Here is a 16417-nt window from a genome sequence, read left to right as displayed (position 1 = left end):
CACACGAAATGCAGGTAACCCTCTGACAGTCTTATGAAATCGCTGTGCTTCGCTTGTCTTCTAACCTCTAAGGGGCTTAATGGTTTCTGTTGTCTAAAACCAGAAGAGAAAGAGCCAGCGTGGCAGCTGGCTATGTTTTTAGTATGGTGATGCGGTTAAATAGACAGGGACGGAGTAGATCGAGCCACCTGCCAGATAATCCGCAGGGCTGTGAAAGGTGTAATTGGTTCCCTTCACGGAAAGGTAGATCGCGTTATTCTCGACCTTCTTCAATGCATCTTTGTCCGTGGTGATCATGAAAGGCTGGTGATCGTTCTCCAGACTCGCCATAAACGCTTTATCATCTTTGGTTACATCATAGAGATAGAAACGGTAGGAAAAGCCTGTGGTGGCTCCTGCACTCGCTTCTGTGATGTAAAGATTAGCCAGATTGTTAACTTTCACCTTCTTAATAATCACTTGCTCAAGTGGTGAGAAGTGCAGCAAGTTGTATATCCCATAGGCGACAACAGCCAACAGGATCAGAAGTAGATACCGCTTCTTAAAAACCTGTGCGTTTTGCATAGTCGATACCCGCTCTTATCCAGTACTGGTCGTTAGGATCATCACCGTAAGGCGTTGAGCCAAACCAATCACCAAAAGCCGGATCCGTTGTTCCTGCGCGGCTTTGCGCCCATCCTGCGCCTCTAAGTAATACTTCGCCGGAAATCCCCGCAGCGTGGCCAACAGCACCATAATGGAAGTTTCCGAAGCTCTCGAACTGTCTCCCGTGCTGTTTGTAATCCCACGGACCATGGCCTCTTACCTGCTGATAAAACCATGCATAGGTAAGGGCTGACGGGCCGCGGTGAAAGCGAGCCATCATCATATTATTGACGATATTCACACCTGGCGGGGCGAAAGATGACACATCAAAAGGCGGATGAGGTGATGCTGCTAATGTTGGGTATCTCACGCTTGCGCTCTCTCATTCCATGCATCGGTAAACTGAACGTTGCCATCGCAGTATTTCCACGTGATTTTTTCATAGCGAAGTTCTACACACTCGAGGTGGTTGTGCTTCTCTTTGGTCGGATCTTTGGTGTCGTGCATCACTGGAGAAACGCCGACAACTCTCACACTTTCAAGCAGGATGTTGAAGTATTCCGCTTCCTGTCCTGCGTCGTTGATCTTATACCATTTGAACTCAGCAGATTTAAGCGTCTGACCAGTAGCAACAGCTTTATAAAGATAAGGGGAGGAGCTATCAAACTCTTTTTGAATTAGCACGGCAGAGTGCTTGCGGGTTCCTGTGATCTTTCCAGTCATTAAGTCCGTTGGAATGCTGAGATTATGGGAAAATCCGGTGATCTCAATGCTGCCCTCACGATCCTGAACATCTACAGACCCTTTAATATCTGCGCCACCGTCATCTTTAAGCCATAGGTAAGCTGGAATAGCCATTTTCACTTTTTCCTCATGCTGTTATAAAAAAAAACCATAGAGAAAGTGTATCTATATGTGAGAGGGCAATAAACGATTAAATCTAACAAAATCATTAATTTAAATGTGATTAAATTTGAGTTAAGTTAAACTAAAGGGAAGGTAGGTATTGCACCCTCTCGATTATTGCAAAGCCCGTATGTAATCTGGCAAGGCTTTCAATTGGCTATCTTTCATCGCCGGAACAGGAATACCCCTATCAGTCTTTCCTGTACTGGCGTACCTGCTTCCCCCTTTCGTTCATTGTTATGATCGGTTGTCGGCATAACACGCTAAGTTGCACATTTCCTGTACCCTGGATACCCTGAGATTAATCCTAATAACTCAAGGGTGAGTATGGCTACCGGGAAGAGAAAGAACCAAAAGGAATCACCTGAAGAAGAGTTAGATCGCTTGCTGGATGAGCTTGAACTCACAGAGGAGCAACGGGAGTTTATCGAATCCATGCGGGAGGATAAGGGCGATCCCAGTAGTGAGTAACGCTTGCCTTCAGCCGAACGAATACGAATGGCCGCATAACGGCATTGTAAAGATCTTTTCTCCTCACGAGGGCTTTCCGTCAGCGTCGATGGCTCAGCGTACCGTGCCAGAAATTGTCCTGAAATGATGCGGTATTCAGACCGGATCGAACTACTATTCATTATGATTTATCAATGCATTATACCCTGACCATGTGCATGTAAAATCGCGGAGCCGGGAGAGTTGACGGCAATGTAAAAGAAATCATGAGGAAAGAAATATGGCTGCTACAAACGGTATGATTGATACTGATGACGCTGTAATTTTACTCATCGACCATCAGAGTGGCTTATTCAACACGGTACGTGATGTGCCTGTACCAGACCTTCGTAATTATGTGACAGCGATAGCCAAAGTTGCCACGCTTTTAAATATCCCGGTGATCACCACGGCCTCTGTTCCTGACGGTCCCAATGGCCCGCTCATCCCGGAAATTCACAAATATGCACCCCATGCCGTGTATGTTCCACGCACCGGGCAGATTAATACCTGGGATAATCCGGCGTTTGTGAAGGAAGTGGAAAAGACGGGCAGAAAGACCCTGATTATTGCCGGCACGCTCACCAGCGTCTGCATGGCGTTCCCTGCGGTTAGCGCTGTCCAGGAGGGGTATAAGGTTTACTGTGTTGTGGATGCCTCGGGGAACTGGTCCAAAATCGCGACCGATACCACCATCGCGCGCGTGGCTCAGGCGGGGGCGATCCCTACCGATACGTTTGCCATTGTCGCTGAATTAATGAGAACCTGGAACCGCGAGGAAGGTTCTCGCTTTGCTGAGATCCTGGCAGAGCATGTCTGTCCGGAATATAAGTGCCTGATTGAAAGTTTCGGCAAAGCTCAGGAAATTGCCAGAACGGGCCCGGAAACCAATCTGGAGCATTATAAGTAAGTCCTAATAAACCTGTATAAAAGTTGCTGGATTTTATCGTCCTGTACCTGAGCGTATTACAGGTGCAGGACGTAGCGGCGTCGTATTCCGGACGTCGATGAATTGTCAGAGATATTAAGAGGGGCTGAACCGCGCATAATTTAAAATTAAACCCTCTTTCTTTTTACGTAATCAATCGCCCCTGTTATATCTGTCGGCAAATTTTTTATTTCCCGGACCACAGATGAAAACACGACTCCTCCTGTGCGCTGGCGTATTAGCTGCCTCCAGTGCCCATGCCAGCGCCCTCTATTTTTATGAAGCCGGCACCGAAGATACCGCGCTTGCCGGAGCAGGGCAGGCGGCTCGTGCGCAGGACGCCTCGACAATCATGACCAACCCGGCTGGCATGACGCGCTTACCGGATCATATGGTCACCGGTGGGTTACAGGTTATGGATGGCTCCATCGACAACCAGCTGGATAACGATGCCCATCAAAGCCCCGGCGATGTGATGAAAACCATCCCGAATGCCAGCGCCTTTTATAGCCAGAAGATAAACGATGATCTTTATGCCGGGATCGGGCTTTACGGTAATTACGGCCTGGGGATCGACTACGGCAGCTGGGCGGGCGACAGGCTGATTAAAAAGAGTACCATGGTAGCCATGACGCTCAGCCCCTCGCTGGCCTATAAGCTTAACGACCGTCTTTCGATTGGCGCGTCCGCCAACGTTAACTACGGTTACTTCTCGCTGACTCGCAGCGTTAACGATGATGACTACCAGCGACGCGATGAAGACCTGGCCATGAGCTATCGGCTTGGGCTGCTGATGCAGCTAACTGACCAGACCCGAGCCGGTATTACCTGGAACAGCGAAACGGACTACAGCTTCAATATTGACGGCAACGCGCGTCTACAGAACGGCACCTACGACCTGCCGGTGTCGGCACAGATCAGCGCGCCGCAGCAAATCATGCTCAGTCTGGTGCATGATATTAACCCGCGGTGGTCGGTTATGGGCGATCTCGGCTGGCAGGACTGGAGCCAGTTCGGCGCGCCGCAAATCGTCGTCGGGGACCAGCAGCTGAACAACGTCAGCCGCCTGAAGGACACGTGGCACGGTGCGGTGGGCGTGCAGTATCGTCCAACGCCTCAGTGGCGACTGAATGCCGGTGTGGCGTTCGACAGCTCGCCGTATGAAAGCCAGAGCGATGTGGCCTTAACCTTACCTACCGGCGATGAGTGGCGATTTGGTACGGGAGCCCAGTATCAGATCACCCCGGCCAGCAATATTGGTATTGCCGTGTCGTATCTTCATATGCAGTCGTCGCATGTGAAATCGCCGGTGGCGTTTGCCGGAAGTTACGACCATCCTTATCTTTGGTTTGCCAGCGTCAACTACAGCTATCAGTTTTGATCGGCTAACCGCTTAAAATATATGGTCTATAATGGCAGATATTGAATGTCAGAAGGTTGTACCATGCATATTTTACCGCCTGTTCGACCCGAAAAATCCATCGAACGACTGACCGCCATCCTTGAGCCGATAGCGGAGAAAGTGCACGTTGTTCCGCGTAAGCGACTCACCTGGTTACGGAAGGGGAAACAGCAGATGTACCTCTTTCTGGAAGGGGAGTTATCCCTGCTGCGGGCTTCGGATGGACTGGTGGTAGTGACCGTTTACGAGCCGCATTTGTTTGGTATTGCAGAGATGATCCAGCCTACGCAGGGGCATCTTCTCCGTGCGGAAAGGGAGTCGACTATTTTACGTCTCGATGCGGACAAGGCGGCTGAGTTGTTTCGCGCCGAGGGCGTCTGGGAGGATGTCGCCGCGCTGCTTTCATACCATACGGCCTATTTAATATTTCGTGATGCACAGGTACTCCAGCAGCGTACCTATTCCGTTATTCGTAATCACCTTCAGGAAATGATTTTGCTCCCGGAAGAGACGCGTCTGCGTACCACGATTCTGGAATATATTCAGGATCGTACACTGCTCTCTCGCAGCAGTATACTCAATGTATTATCCGCCCTTAAGCAGGGAGAATATATCTCCTTTAAGCGCGGCGGATACCTGCTTGAAGTCAGACATTTACCCGAATCATTCTAGCGGAAGTTTAAAATTAAACAGAAATGGAATTAACGCTGCCGTCAATTTTCTATATCGTTTGCTTTCTCAGATTTAACTTTATCAAGTAAACGGTATTTTTATGAAAAAGACAGTTATCGCATTGATTGTGGCTAATGTATTTACCGCCACTTCCGCCTTCGCCGCCGCGGATGCGGGCACCTGGTATAGCGGGGCGAAATTCGGCTGGTCTCACTATTTTGATACCAATATGGGTTCAAAAGCGTTTGAGAACACGCATTCCGATCACTTCGATTTTGACCATGATAATGTCGGCGGGGGTGTTTATACGGGTTATCAGATTACCCCATGGCTTGCGGTAGAAGGTGGTTATGATTATTTAGGCAACATGCAGATTAAAGGCCAGCATGGCGCAGGGGCGCAAATGAAGACGCAGGGCCTGCAACTGTCTCTGAAGGCCAGTTATGCCCTGACCAATGACTGGGATATTTACGGCCGTGCCGGCGCAATGGGCTATCGCGCTGAATCCGATGTAAGTGGTCACAATCGTTTTGAAACCGGTGTACGCCCGCTTGCAGCCGTGGGTACTGAATACGCCTTCAATAAAAACTGGGCGGGCCGCCTGGAGTATCAGTGGGTAAGCAACGTGGGCAATGTTAACCAGATCGGCGTGAGCAGCGACCTGAGTTCCGTCACCGCAGGGCTTAGCTATCGCTTTGGTCAGTACGACTGATGCCCGTGATATGCCCATTAATAAAAACCCGGCTGCTTAAGTTGCCGGGTTTTTTGTTTTCAGCTGGTGAATAATGGTTCAAGAACGATATGAATATTTTGCAGGCCCGTGACATTATTATCTTTCAGGTATTGCTGGTTAACCATATCTAGCTGTTCCAGCTTGGTCAGCGAGGCATAGACGCGTTGAACGGCACTGTCCGCAACAAAAATTTCTTTTGCGGTGGTGTCCTGTAGATACTGTGATTTTACGCTGCGCGTTAGGGTCTCGATCTGCTGTTTATTTTCCTGATAAAGAGACGCGATATGCGATATCTGTGCCTGCGGCGGTTTTTCCCCCGGCAACACCAGTGGAATTTGCAGATGATTAATTTTTTCAACATTGTCTGGTTGGGGAGAACTACAGGCTGTTAATGTGCTGAGGGTTAATACAGCGAAAAAGAACGGCAGGCTCTTCATCGAATCACTCCGGGGAAATAACTGGACTCAGCATTATCCCTGAAGGCCGCAGCGACGAAAGAATTAACTTATTTATTTATAAACGTTAATTTCATAGGTTAAAGATAAGCCTGGTGATAGCCTCCTTTCCCCCCATGTACCGCCAGCGTGAATATAACTCCTCGAGGAAGTATGAAATTTAAAACGCTCGTTAGTGCGATGGCCGTTGCTGGTCTGCTATTAGTCTCGTTGACCTCATTGCCTGTCCTGGCACAAAAGGAAGGGAAGGGAGCCACTGCCCATACGAAAGAGATGAATGATGCACTTTATGGTCAACTGCCCTTCTTTGATAAGACCGATTTCCGAAATGCGCACAAAGGCTTTATTGCCTCGCTGCCACCCGCGGTGATTAAAGACGAAAAAGGCGCCGTTATCTGGAACCCCCAGAAATACGCTTTTATCAAAGAAGGGCAAAAAGCGCCGGATACCGTCAACCCGAGCCTGTGGCGTCAGGCGCAGCTGAATAATATTGGCGGTCTGTTTGAGGTCACGGAAGGCGTCTACCAGATCCGCAACCTCGATCTGTCGAATATGACGATTATAGAGGGCAAAGAGGGGATCACGGTTATCGATCCGCTGCAGTCTGCGGAAACGGCTAAAGCGGGCATGGATCTTTACGTTAAGCATCGCGGCAAACGTCCGGTTGTTGCCGTTATTTATACCCATAGCCACGTCGATCATTATGGCGGCGTGCGTGGCGTGGTCGATGAAGCGGGAGTGATGACCGGCAAAGTGAAAGTCTATGCTCCAGCAGGTTTTATGGAAGAGGCGGTATCGGAAAATATCATGGCCGGAAATGCCATGAGCCGCCGTGCCAGTTATATCTACGGAAACCTGTTAAAGGCCAATGTAAAAGGTCAGATAGGAGCGGGTCTGGGGACGACCACCTCAGCGGGGACGGTCACGCTTATCGCGCCCACTCACGCCATTACCAAAGACGGGCAGAAAGAGATCATCGACGGTCTCACCTATGATTTTATGCTGGCGCCGGGGTCGGAAGCGCCGTCTGAAATGCTCTGGTATGTGGAAGAGAAAAAGCTGATCGAAGCAGCAGAGAACGTCACTCACACCCTGCACAATACCTACTCGCTGCGCGGGGCGAAGATACACGATCCGCTGGCATGGTCAAAATACATCAATAACGCTCTCGATCGTTGGGGGGATAAAGCGGAAATTATTATCGCGCAGCACCACTGGCCCACATGGGGTAATAAGAAAGTGGTGAAGCTGATGAAAAGCCAGCGTGATATCTACCGCTATATCAACGACCAGACGCTCAGACTGGCGAATAAGGGGCTGACGAGGGATGAAATAGCCGCAAATTTCGCCCTGCCTTACGGACTGGCTAAATCCTGGGCAGGCCGTGGCTATTACGGCTCGGTAAGCAACAACGTCAAAGCCACCTATGTCTACTATCTTGGCTGGTTCGACGGCAATCCGGCGACGCTCGATGAACTGCCTCCGGTCGAGGCGGCGAAAAAGTATGTCGATTACATGGGCGGAGCCCGCGCGATCCTTGAAAAAGCCCGTGTCGATTATGCCCGGGGGAATTATCGCTGGGTGGCTCAGGTGGTCAGTAAAGTCGTTTTTGCCGATCCGAATAATAAGGCGGCGCGCGAACTCGAAGCCGATGCGTTTGAACAGCTGGGATACCATGCGGAGTCAGGGCCGTGGCGTAACGCCTACCTCACCGGTGCGCAAGAGTTGCGTAACGGCGTGAAGATAAAGCCGACGCCCAAAACCGCCAGCCCGGATGCGGTCCGTGCCATGTCGACTGAGATGATTTTTGACTACTTCGGCGTTCACCTTAACGGCGTCAGAGCGGCGAATGCCAGAGGTATTTTTAACGTTGATTTAGGCCGCGAGGGCGGCAGGTATAAGCTGGAGCTGGAGAATGGCGTGCTGAACCATAGTGCCAATATCCAGGCAGAAGATCCGGATGCAACCATTACGCTCAGCCGCGAAACGCTGAACAAAATCATCCTTAAGGAAACCACGCTGAAAAAGGCGCAACAGGCAGGAGAGGTGACGATCGTCGGCAACGCCGCGAAGGTAGACGAAATGCTGCGCTGCATGGAGAGCTTCAGTTTCTGGTTTCCTGTCGTCACCCCTTAAAAGTAAAAAAGGCTGCTTTCGCAGCCTTTTTCGTCAAATGACGCCGTCGCCGCCGTCTGAACACCAGACCTGGCCGGAGGTGTATGAACACTCATCCGAGGCCAGAGTGACATACAGCGGTGCGATCTCCACGGGCTGTCCCGGGCGTCCCAGAGGGGTACTCTCGCCAAAATGTTTCACTTTTTCCTGTGGCTGCCCACCGCTGGGCTGAAGCACGGTCCAGTAAGGTCCGGGCGCTACCGCGTTCACGCGGATCCCTTTCGGACCCAGCTGTTTCGCCAGCGCTTTGGTAAACACCGCGAGACAGGCTTTGGTCTGCGCATAGTCAAGCAGTACGGCGCTCGGTTTAACCGCCTGAACGGAGGAGGTGTTAATAATGGATGCAGGGGCTTTCATGTGGCGCAACGCCGCCTTTGTGATCCAGAAAGGCGCATAGACGTTGGTCTTAAAGGTCGCGTCAAAATCTTCCGTAGTCAGTTCTTCCAGCGACTCACGATACTGCTGGCGGCCTGCGTTATTCACCAGGATATCCAGCCCGCCCAGTTTTGAGACGGCCTGCTCCACCAGGTTCTGACAAAAAGTTTCGTCGCGCACATCGCCCGGAAGCGCGACGGCGTTCCGTCCTTCCGCTTTAATCAGGGCGATGACTTCCGCTGCGTCTTCTTCCTCTTCCGGCAAATAGTTAATGGCGACATCTGCCCCTTCGCGGGCATAGGCAATGGCTACCGCGCGTCCGATGCCGGAATCGCCCCCGGTAATTAGCGCCTTCTTACCGGCAAGACGTCCATGCCCTTTGTAGCTCTTCTCGCCGTGGTCGGGTACGGGTTCCATTTCTGAGGACAGGCCCGGCGGCGTCTGGGGTTGCTCCGGGAAAGGTGGCGTTGGGTAAGCGTTCGTACGTTGTTCATTATCACTCATAGCTAACTCCTTGTTAGGGGTGAGATTTGATGGATAGTTACAGCGTTAACGCTTCGCTGAATTATTTTTGCAAGTGGCTGACCCGGACTACGGGTGGGGATGATTTTTTATCGAGCGAGCCGCTAATACTGATCATGTTGTCAGGTTCCACGGTTCTGTCGTCAAATACGGCTTTCGGGATAATAACGTCGATTTTCCCGGTTTTATCCTGGAATACGTATTTATCGCCATTGCCATCAATAAGATTGCCGCGCAGTGAAATAGAGGCGCCATCATGCATCTCTTTCGCCTGAGTAATGGTCATAATGCGCGCATCATCGGTACCACGATAACCGCTGTCCAGCGCATGCGGCGGTGGCGGCGCGTCACCCTTTTGTAACCCGCCGTTATTATCTGCCCAGGCAGTAGGGATAATTAATATTAACAAGGCTGAAATCACTGATAATTTCATCTGATATCCTTCATTTTGGATGTCTTGACTTATTAAGTATTGTTGCTATTTCTTTATGTGGCAAATGTGATAAGTCTTAAAAGCATTTTCACAGAGAAATCAAAAATTTCGGCAATTAAGCGAAACGGTGACGACTGCCATGGAACCAAAAAATGAAAAAGTGCCTGGGATAAAAGAGAGTTATCGTTTACTGACGTTTGAGTACGCATTTCGTCAGGTGGGTTTTATTGTGCTGTTAGCTATTATCGTGGCGGCAATTGCCGGGCTGTTTTCAAGCGGTGTGGTCAGCGACGTGGAGAAAACAAACGATGCAAAAACCCTGGCCCTGAGCTATGAGCGCTTCGGTCGCCGCCAGACCGAATCGCGGATGGCGCTGACGTTTCCGGTGACGTCTGAGGGGAAATATACCCTCAGCCTGACCAGCGAAAGCAGCGACGCGTATGAGCCCGGCAGCGTCTGGCCACAGCCGGACAGCATGTACAGCCGGGGGAATACCCTGTTTCTTGTCTACGATCGTTTACAACAGACCGATAAATTTACCGTTCTATTATTCATCACGCCGTCAAAAGCAGGGAAGTGGACAAACAGCATCCGCGTAAACAACGAGCCAGATATCCGTTTCTGGCAGTTTATTTACCCCTAGGAGTCGAATATGGACATGGTTTTTCGTGCCCTGGCAATTTACCTGTTTCTGGTCATTGTGTTTAAAGTTGCCGGGCGGCGCGCCCTGCTACAAATGACCAGTTTTGACCTTATTTTGCTCTTAATTATCAGTGAGGCGACACAGCAGGCGCTGCTTGGCGAAGATTTTTCCATCACCGGTGCGATGATTACAATAACAACGCTGGTGGTGGTGGATATTATATTTGGCCTCCTGAAAAAATATTTTTCCACTGTTGAGAATATTCTTGATGGCACGCCGGTGATATTGGTGGAGAACGGTGTCCCCCTTGCCGATAAACTGAAAAAGGTCGATGTATCCTGTGATGATATATTGGTATCAGCCCGCCAGAATCACGGTATTACAGAATTGAAGGAGATAAAATACGCTATTCTTGAGCGTAATGGTCATATTTCTATTATTCCTGACGAAAATTAAGGGCAACGCGATGAGCAATCTTATTCACGACAGTAACAGCACCATCAGCGAGCTGACGAAAAAGCTCGCCACTCAGCTTACGGACAGAGGTTTGCGGTTAACTACCGCAGAGTCCTGTACCGGCGGCAATCTTGCGGTTGCGCTTTGTGCCGAAGAGAACACGGCGGAATTTTATGACGTTGGCATGGTGGTGTTCAGCGATGCGGCGAAGGAGAGGATCCTCGGCGTGCGGCACGAAACCATTGAGCGCTTCACCGCCGTCAGTGAACAAACGGTGACCGAGATGGCCGCTAAAATTCGCGAAATTGCCGAGGCGGATATTGGCCTTGCCATCAGCGGCTATGCGGGACCGGAAGGCGGAGACGATGGCACCGCAGCCGGTACGGTCTGCTTCGGCTGGAATATTCGCGGACAGACGGAAACCCGCACCGTGCTGTTTTCCGGTGAATGTCAGGATGTGGTGGATAAAGCGGTGCGTTATTCCCTGTCTGAACTGATCGAAATACTTTCCGGTTGGGATAACGTCTGAAACAAGGGGAAAGGCTATGGCTGTCATCGTTATTACCGGCGGTACGGCGGGCGTGGGGAAGGCCACGGCGCTGCACTTTGCCAAAGCGGGCTACGATGTGGGCATCATTGCCCGCGATGAGCAGAGCCTGCGCTCCACAGAAGAGGAGTTGCGCCGTTTCGGGATCAACGCCTGTGCCGTTCAGGCCGACGTGGCGGACAGCAAGGCGGTGACCGATGCTGCTAACGAGATTGAATACCGGCTTGGGGCCATCGATGTGTGGGTGAATAACGCCATGGGCGGGATGCTGGCGCCGTTTCGCACCATGTCGCCTGAGGAGTTTCGCCGCGTCACCGAGGTGACCTATCTGGGCTATGTTAACGGTACCCGCGCCGCGCTGGAGTTAATGACCCCACGCGATCGCGGAACGATTATTCAGGTTGGCTCCGCGCTGGCCTACCGCTCCATTCCCTTGCAGTCAGCCTACTGTGGGGCGAAGGCCGCGATCCGCGGGTTTACCGACGCCGTGCGCACCGAGCTGATGCATGAAAACAGCCGGGTGCAGATCGCCATGGTACAGATGCCGGGCCTCAACACGCCGCAGTTCGAGTGGGCGAGGAATAAATTTTCCTGGGCGATGCGTCCGGTTCCTCCCGTGTTTCAGCCGGAAGTGGCTGCCAGCGCGATTTTCAAGGTAGCGCAAAAACCGGTGCGGGAGCTGTGGGTGGGCAGCAGCACCGTCCAGTCGATTGTCGGGCAATTTCTTTTTCCCGGCTTTCTGGATCGGCTGATGGTTAAAAAGGCCTGGGAAGGGCAGATGACCGATACGCTAAATGCGGATGACCGTCAGGACTATCTGGATCAGCCGGTTAACGATCTGCATAAAATCCACGGGCACTTCACCGACGAAGCAAAAGAGCGCGCCACCAGCGTTACCTCCGGCATGCCGGGGAAAGTGCTGCTCGGCTCCCTCGCCGTCACGGGTGCGATCGTGGCGCGTCTTCTGCTCTCGCGGAGACGATAATCAGCGCAGTGCGGTACGATCGGTCCAGAACCAGCGGTAGCCATAGCCGCTGAGGTTAAGCGCGACGGTTTTGCCGCACACCAGCGCGTCGTTGTAGCGTTTGTCCGCCAGGCAGGCGGTCCAGGTCGCATGCCGGATCCCTCTGGCGGTAAAATTAACGGGCTTATCGCTAAAGTTAACGAAGGTCAGAATGCTGCGCGTGTCGGTTTCGTAATAGATCCCCAGCACCGCATCGCTGTCGATATTAATAAGACGAAACGGCGCGACGCCGATCTCAGGGAACTCCGAGCGCGTATTGGCGATATCGATAATGCAGTGCAGGAGTGAGTTGCGGTGCAACAGCGAATCCGCCACGTTGATTTTTTGATAGCGGTACGGGCCGCGGTCAATCATCGGGGCGATAAAAGTTTCCGGGTCGGCGTCTGAGAAACCGCCGCCTTGCGATCCGGCCCACTGCATCGGGGTGCGTACGGCGTAACGCTCCTCCAGTTCCAAATCATCTCCCATGCCAATCTCATCCCCGTAGCGCATGACCGGTACGCCCGGCAGCGAAAACAAGACCGCATGGCAAAAGGCCAGCCGCTTACGATCGCCATTAAGCATCGGCGCCAGACGGCGGCGGATACCTCGCTGATACACACTCATTTCTTCGTCAGGGGCAAAGGCATCAATGACGGTCTGCTTCGCTTTTTTTCCTATCCCTTCCAGATCCAGCTCATCATGATTGCGCAGCCAGTTGGCGAAGCAGCAGGAGTCAGGCGGCACAATCATCTTCTTCACCGCGTTGCGCAGCGGTCGTGCGCTTTTCTCCGCAAGGCTGACGTAGAAGTACTTATTGAGCCAGAAATTCAGCACCAGGTTGAGCCGGTCGTTCTGACCAAAATAATCTTTGTAGGCCTCGACCTCCACGTCGACTTCGCCGAGCAGGATCGCATCCGGGTTACGCTGCTCGATAAGACGGCGCAGATGCTCCAGGATCCACAGGCCGCGTTTTTCATCCCCACGTCCGGCCTGTTTTATCAGGTGCGACGCCGCATCCAGGCGAAAGCCCGACACCCCGAGCTTTAGCCAGAAGATGATGATGTTCTCAACCTCCTTCAGCACCGCAGGGGAGGCCAGATTGAGATCCGGCTCGTGGTGATAAAACATATGCCGATAGTATTGCCCCGCCTCGTCGTCCCATGTCCAGATACTCTTCTCCACGCCGGGGAACATCGGCGGCGTATCATCGTCGTCCGTGTCGGACCACAGGTAATAGTCACGATAGGGTGACTGAGGGTTGCGGCGGGCCTGTTGAAACCAGGGATGCGCATCCGAGGTATGCTGGATCAGCAGCTCAATAATGACCTGCATTCCCAGCTCCCGCGCCTGTTCAATAAAGGCGATGATATCGTTGAGCTTGCCGAAGCGGGGATCGACCTGCAAATGGTCGCTCACGTCATAGCCTTCATCGAGAAAAGGCGTGAGGTAAAACGGAGTGATCCAGATAACCGTCGCGCCCATCCGGCGGATGTAGCGTAGCTTCGCGGCGATTCCGGCGATGTCGCCACAGCCATCGCCGTTCAGATCGTAAAACAGGGCAGTATCTATCTGGTAAATAATGGCGCGTGTATGCCAGCCTGCCATAGTAATCCTTAGTGATAACCTTCGGTATCAGACACTTTGCCCCGGAAGACGTAGTAGCTCCAGGCAGTATAAACCAGGATCACCGGGATGATTAACAGCGTGCCGATCAGCATAAACAGCTGGCTGGCAGGCGGCGCGGCGGCTTCCCACAGGGTGATGTGCGGCGGAATAATGTGTGGCCACAGGCTGATGCCCAGGCCGCTAAAGCCGAGGAAGATCAGGCCCAGCGTTAACAGGAACGGACGGGCATGGCTGTCGGGATTACGCGTCAGCCGCCAGATCCACAGGCTGAATACCGCCACCAGAACCGGAACCGGCAGGAACCAGAAGAAGTTAGGCAGAGTAAACCAGCGCTCGGCGACAAACTGCCAGCCGAGCGGGGTCCAGATACTTACCACCGCAATGACGGCAATCAGCGCCAGCAGAACGTGGCGGGTCAGCTCGCGCATCCGGTTTTGCAGCGCGCCTTCGCTTTTCATGATCAGCCACGTGGTGGCCAGCAGGGTATAGGCGACAATTAAGCCCAGCCCGCAGAACAGGTTAAACGGGGTGAACCAGTCCAGCGAGGAGCCCACAAAGCGACGCCCTTCCACGTCAAAGCCGTTGATCATCGCGCCAACCACGATCCCCTGGCTGAAGGTTGCGAGCAGGGAACCGCCAGCAAAAGAATAGTCCCAGAATTTGCGGTGGGAAGGGGTCGCCTTAAAGCGAAACTCAAATGCCACGCCGCGGAAAATAAGCCCGATCAGCATGGCCGTCAGCGGGATGGTCAGGGCATCGATTATTACCGCGTAGGCCAGCGGAAACGCGCCGAACAACCCTGCGCCGCCGAGAACCAGCCAGGTTTCATTTCCGTCCCAGACCGGGGCGACGCTGTTCACCATCACGTCGCGCTCTTTGGCATCACCCACAAAGCTGAACAGCATGCCGATACCGAGATCGAAACCGTCCATGATGATGTACATCAGCGTGGCGAAGACAATAATGGCAAACCAGATGACCGGGATATCGACGCCCATCAGATCTTCTCCTCTTCCGGAACAGACTCGGCGGCGGACAGCGGACGGGCAGGGGTGCCCGATGTATTAGACGTTAGCGTGCCCACAGGCTGCGGACCTTTCTTAATCAACCGGGCGAGATACACATATCCCACGCCAAATACCGAACAGTAGACCACGATAAAGGCCAGCAGGCTGATGCTCATCTGCAACGTGCTGTGCAGAGACACCGCATCTATCGTGCGCAGATAGCCGTAAACGACCCACGGCTGGCGGCCCACTTCGGTGGTGACCCACCCGGCGAGCAGCGCGAGTAGTCCGGCAGGCCCCATGCACAGGGCAAACCAGTGGAATGGCCGTGAGTGATAGAGTCGACGGCGATAGCGCAGCCAGACGCTCAGTACGCCAAGGGTAATCATCAGCAGCCCCATGCCGACCATAATGCGGAAGGACCAGAAGACGATGAGCGAGTTAGGGCGGTCCTCTTTCGGGAAATCCTTCAGCGCCGGGACCTGTTTATCCAGGCTGTGCGTCAGGATCAGGCTGCCGAGCGCGGGAATTTCAAGCCCGTATTTGGTGCGTTCCTCTTCCATATCCGGTACGCCAAACAACAGCAGCGGGGTGGCCTCGCCGGGCGGGTTTTCCCAGTGGCCTTCAATCGCGGCGATTTTGGCAGGCTGATGCTCAAGCGTATTCAGGCCGTGCATATCCCCAACCACGGCCTGAATGGGCGCGACCAGCAGCGCCATCCACATGGCCATGGAGAACATCTTGCGGATCGCGGGCGTATCGTTACCGCGCAGCAGATGCCATGCCCCGGACGCGCCCACAAACAAGGCGCTGCACAGGAAGGCGGCGATGGACATATGGATCAGGCGGTAAGGGAATGAGGGGTTAAAGATAATGGCCAGCCAGTCTTCGGGAATGACCTGACCGTTCTGAATACTGAAGCCCTGCGGGGTGTGCATCCAGCTGTTAGAGGCGAGGATCCAGAAGGTGGACATCAGCGTGCCCAGCGCCACCATGCAGGTGGCAAAGAAGTGCAGGCCGGGGCCAACCTTGTTCCAGCCGAACAGCATCACGCCTAAGAAACCAGCTTCCAGGAAGAAGGCAGTTAAGACTTCATAGGTGAGCAAAGGGCCGGTTATGCTGCCCGCGAACTGGGAAAAGCCGCTCCAGTTAGTCCCAAACTGGTAAGCCATCACCAGCCCGGAAACCACGCCCATACCAAAGTTGACGGCGAAAATTTTTAGCCAGAAATGGTATAGCGAGCGCCAGACATCATTTTTTGTGCGAAGCCACATGCCTTCGAGAACCACCAGATAGCTCGCAAGCCCGATGGTGATCGCCGGGAAGAGAATATGAAAAGAGACGGTAAAGGCGAACTGTATCCTGGCCAGATGAAACGCATCAAGCTCGAACATGCTCCGTACCTCTGGAACTGATAGCGCACAAGGCATTGCCAGACAGCCTCAGGCTGCCTGGCA

At 52.9% G+C, this 16417-nt stretch carries 19 protein-coding genes; 10 read left to right on the top strand and 9 right to left on the bottom strand.

The window, feature by feature from the left end:
- Positions 1–138: 138 nt before the first annotated feature.
- From O1724_RS18865 to O1724_RS18855, 3 genes are read right to left on the bottom strand one after another with little or no spacing between them, the layout of a single operon-like run.
- On the bottom strand, positions 139–564 hold the full coding sequence (locus O1724_RS18865) for a hypothetical protein (RefSeq protein WP_126296848.1): 426 nt from the start codon (positions 562–564) through the stop codon (positions 139–141).
- Positions 542–955 carry a polymorphic toxin type 44 domain-containing protein gene (locus O1724_RS18860; RefSeq protein ID WP_223825176.1) on the bottom strand — a complete coding sequence of 138 codons (414 nt, stop codon included), beginning with the start codon at positions 953–955 and terminating at the stop codon, positions 542–544. The genes O1724_RS18865 and O1724_RS18860 overlap by 23 nt, the downstream gene beginning before the upstream one ends.
- Positions 952–1443, bottom strand: a complete 492-nt coding sequence (locus O1724_RS18855; protein WP_015571789.1) for an Hcp family type VI secretion system effector — start codon at positions 1441–1443, stop codon at positions 952–954. Before O1724_RS18855 ends, O1724_RS18860 begins: the two co-directional genes overlap by 4 nt.
- A gap of 375 nt (positions 1444–1818) precedes the next feature.
- On the opposite strand from O1724_RS18855, the gene O1724_RS18850 reads away from it, so the two are divergent.
- The 5 genes from O1724_RS18850 to O1724_RS18830 all read left to right on the top strand — a co-directional run bounded on the left by O1724_RS18850 (position 1819) and on the right by O1724_RS18830 (position 5694).
- Complete coding sequence (locus O1724_RS18850) at positions 1819–1962, top strand: hypothetical protein (RefSeq protein ID WP_015571788.1); 144 nt, start codon at positions 1819–1821, stop codon at positions 1960–1962.
- 259 nt (positions 1963–2221) lie between these two features.
- Positions 2222–2890, top strand: a complete 669-nt coding sequence (locus tag O1724_RS18845) for an isochorismatase family protein (RefSeq protein ID WP_017382881.1) — start codon at positions 2222–2224, stop codon at positions 2888–2890.
- A gap of 223 nt (positions 2891–3113) precedes the next feature.
- Complete coding sequence (locus tag O1724_RS18840; protein WP_058673066.1) at positions 3114–4289, top strand: OmpP1/FadL family transporter; 1176 nt, start codon at positions 3114–3116, stop codon at positions 4287–4289.
- Between the two features lie 63 nt (positions 4290–4352).
- The gene (locus O1724_RS18835) at positions 4353–4982 is read left to right on the top strand and encodes a winged helix-turn-helix transcriptional regulator (protein ID WP_003862875.1); all 630 of its coding nucleotides are present in this window, start codon (positions 4353–4355) and stop codon (positions 4980–4982) included.
- Between the two features lie 100 nt (positions 4983–5082).
- Positions 5083–5694 (top strand): outer membrane beta-barrel protein, encoded by a 612-nt coding sequence (locus O1724_RS18830; RefSeq protein ID WP_003862873.1) that lies wholly within the window; start codon positions 5083–5085, stop codon positions 5692–5694.
- A 59-nt stretch (positions 5695–5753) separates the two neighbouring features.
- On the opposite strand, the gene O1724_RS18825 is transcribed toward O1724_RS18830, so the two are convergent.
- Positions 5754–6152: a hypothetical protein gene (locus O1724_RS18825; RefSeq protein WP_045895020.1), complete on the bottom strand. Its 399-nt coding sequence runs from the start codon at positions 6150–6152 to the stop codon at positions 5754–5756.
- 171 nt (positions 6153–6323) lie between these two features.
- Between O1724_RS18825 and O1724_RS18820 the strand changes: the two genes are divergently transcribed.
- Entirely contained in the window at positions 6324–8306 is a 1983-nt protein-coding gene (locus tag O1724_RS18820) for an alkyl/aryl-sulfatase (RefSeq protein ID WP_126296847.1), read from the top strand.
- Positions 8307–8339: 33 nt separating this feature from the next.
- Here the strand turns inward: O1724_RS18820 and O1724_RS18815 are convergent, their stop codons facing one another.
- Both O1724_RS18815 and O1724_RS18810 read right to left on the bottom strand, forming a co-directional pair.
- Positions 8340–9224, bottom strand: a complete 885-nt coding sequence (locus O1724_RS18815; protein ID WP_022651800.1) for an SDR family oxidoreductase — start codon at positions 9222–9224, stop codon at positions 8340–8342.
- A gap of 61 nt (positions 9225–9285) precedes the next feature.
- Positions 9286–9675, bottom strand: a complete 390-nt coding sequence (locus O1724_RS18810) for a YdeI family stress tolerance OB fold protein (protein ID WP_003862868.1) — start codon at positions 9673–9675, stop codon at positions 9286–9288.
- Positions 9676–9814: 139 nt separating this feature from the next.
- Between O1724_RS18810 and O1724_RS18805 the strand changes: the two genes are divergently transcribed.
- The 4 genes from O1724_RS18805 to O1724_RS18790 are packed head-to-tail and all read left to right on the top strand — an operon-like array spanning position 9815 to position 12306.
- Positions 9815–10318, top strand: coding sequence for a hypothetical protein (locus O1724_RS18805; RefSeq protein WP_032610074.1), 504 nt, complete (start codon positions 9815–9817; stop codon positions 10316–10318).
- 9 nt (positions 10319–10327) lie between these two features.
- Positions 10328–10774 (top strand): DUF421 domain-containing protein, encoded by a 447-nt coding sequence (locus tag O1724_RS18800; protein WP_023323704.1) that lies wholly within the window; start codon positions 10328–10330, stop codon positions 10772–10774.
- 10 nt (positions 10775–10784) lie between these two features.
- Positions 10785–11303, top strand: a complete 519-nt coding sequence (locus tag O1724_RS18795) for a 2-oxo-tetronate isomerase (protein ID WP_003862863.1) — start codon at positions 10785–10787, stop codon at positions 11301–11303.
- Positions 11304–11319: 16 nt separating this feature from the next.
- Complete coding sequence (locus O1724_RS18790) at positions 11320–12306, top strand: SDR family oxidoreductase (protein WP_045337143.1); 987 nt, start codon at positions 11320–11322, stop codon at positions 12304–12306.
- On the opposite strand, the gene O1724_RS18785 is transcribed toward O1724_RS18790, so the two are convergent.
- From O1724_RS18785 to O1724_RS18775, 3 genes are read right to left on the bottom strand one after another with little or no spacing between them, the layout of a single operon-like run.
- Positions 12307–13932, bottom strand: coding sequence for an alpha-amylase family protein (locus O1724_RS18785; RefSeq protein ID WP_126296846.1), 1626 nt, complete (start codon positions 13930–13932; stop codon positions 12307–12309).
- Between the two features lie 8 nt (positions 13933–13940).
- Positions 13941–14951: a cytochrome d ubiquinol oxidase subunit II gene (cydB, locus tag O1724_RS18780; protein WP_015571779.1), complete on the bottom strand. Its 1011-nt coding sequence runs from the start codon at positions 14949–14951 to the stop codon at positions 13941–13943.
- Positions 14951–16354 carry a cytochrome ubiquinol oxidase subunit I gene (locus tag O1724_RS18775; RefSeq protein WP_003862857.1) on the bottom strand — a complete coding sequence of 468 codons (1404 nt, stop codon included), beginning with the start codon at positions 16352–16354 and terminating at the stop codon, positions 14951–14953. Before O1724_RS18775 ends, cydB begins: the two co-directional genes overlap by 1 nt.
- Positions 16355–16417: the final 63 nt, after the last annotated feature.

The organism is Enterobacter cloacae complex sp. HYC074_NIDB, from assembly GCF_056673345.1.
This window is presented reverse-complemented; position numbering and strand designations above follow the sequence as displayed.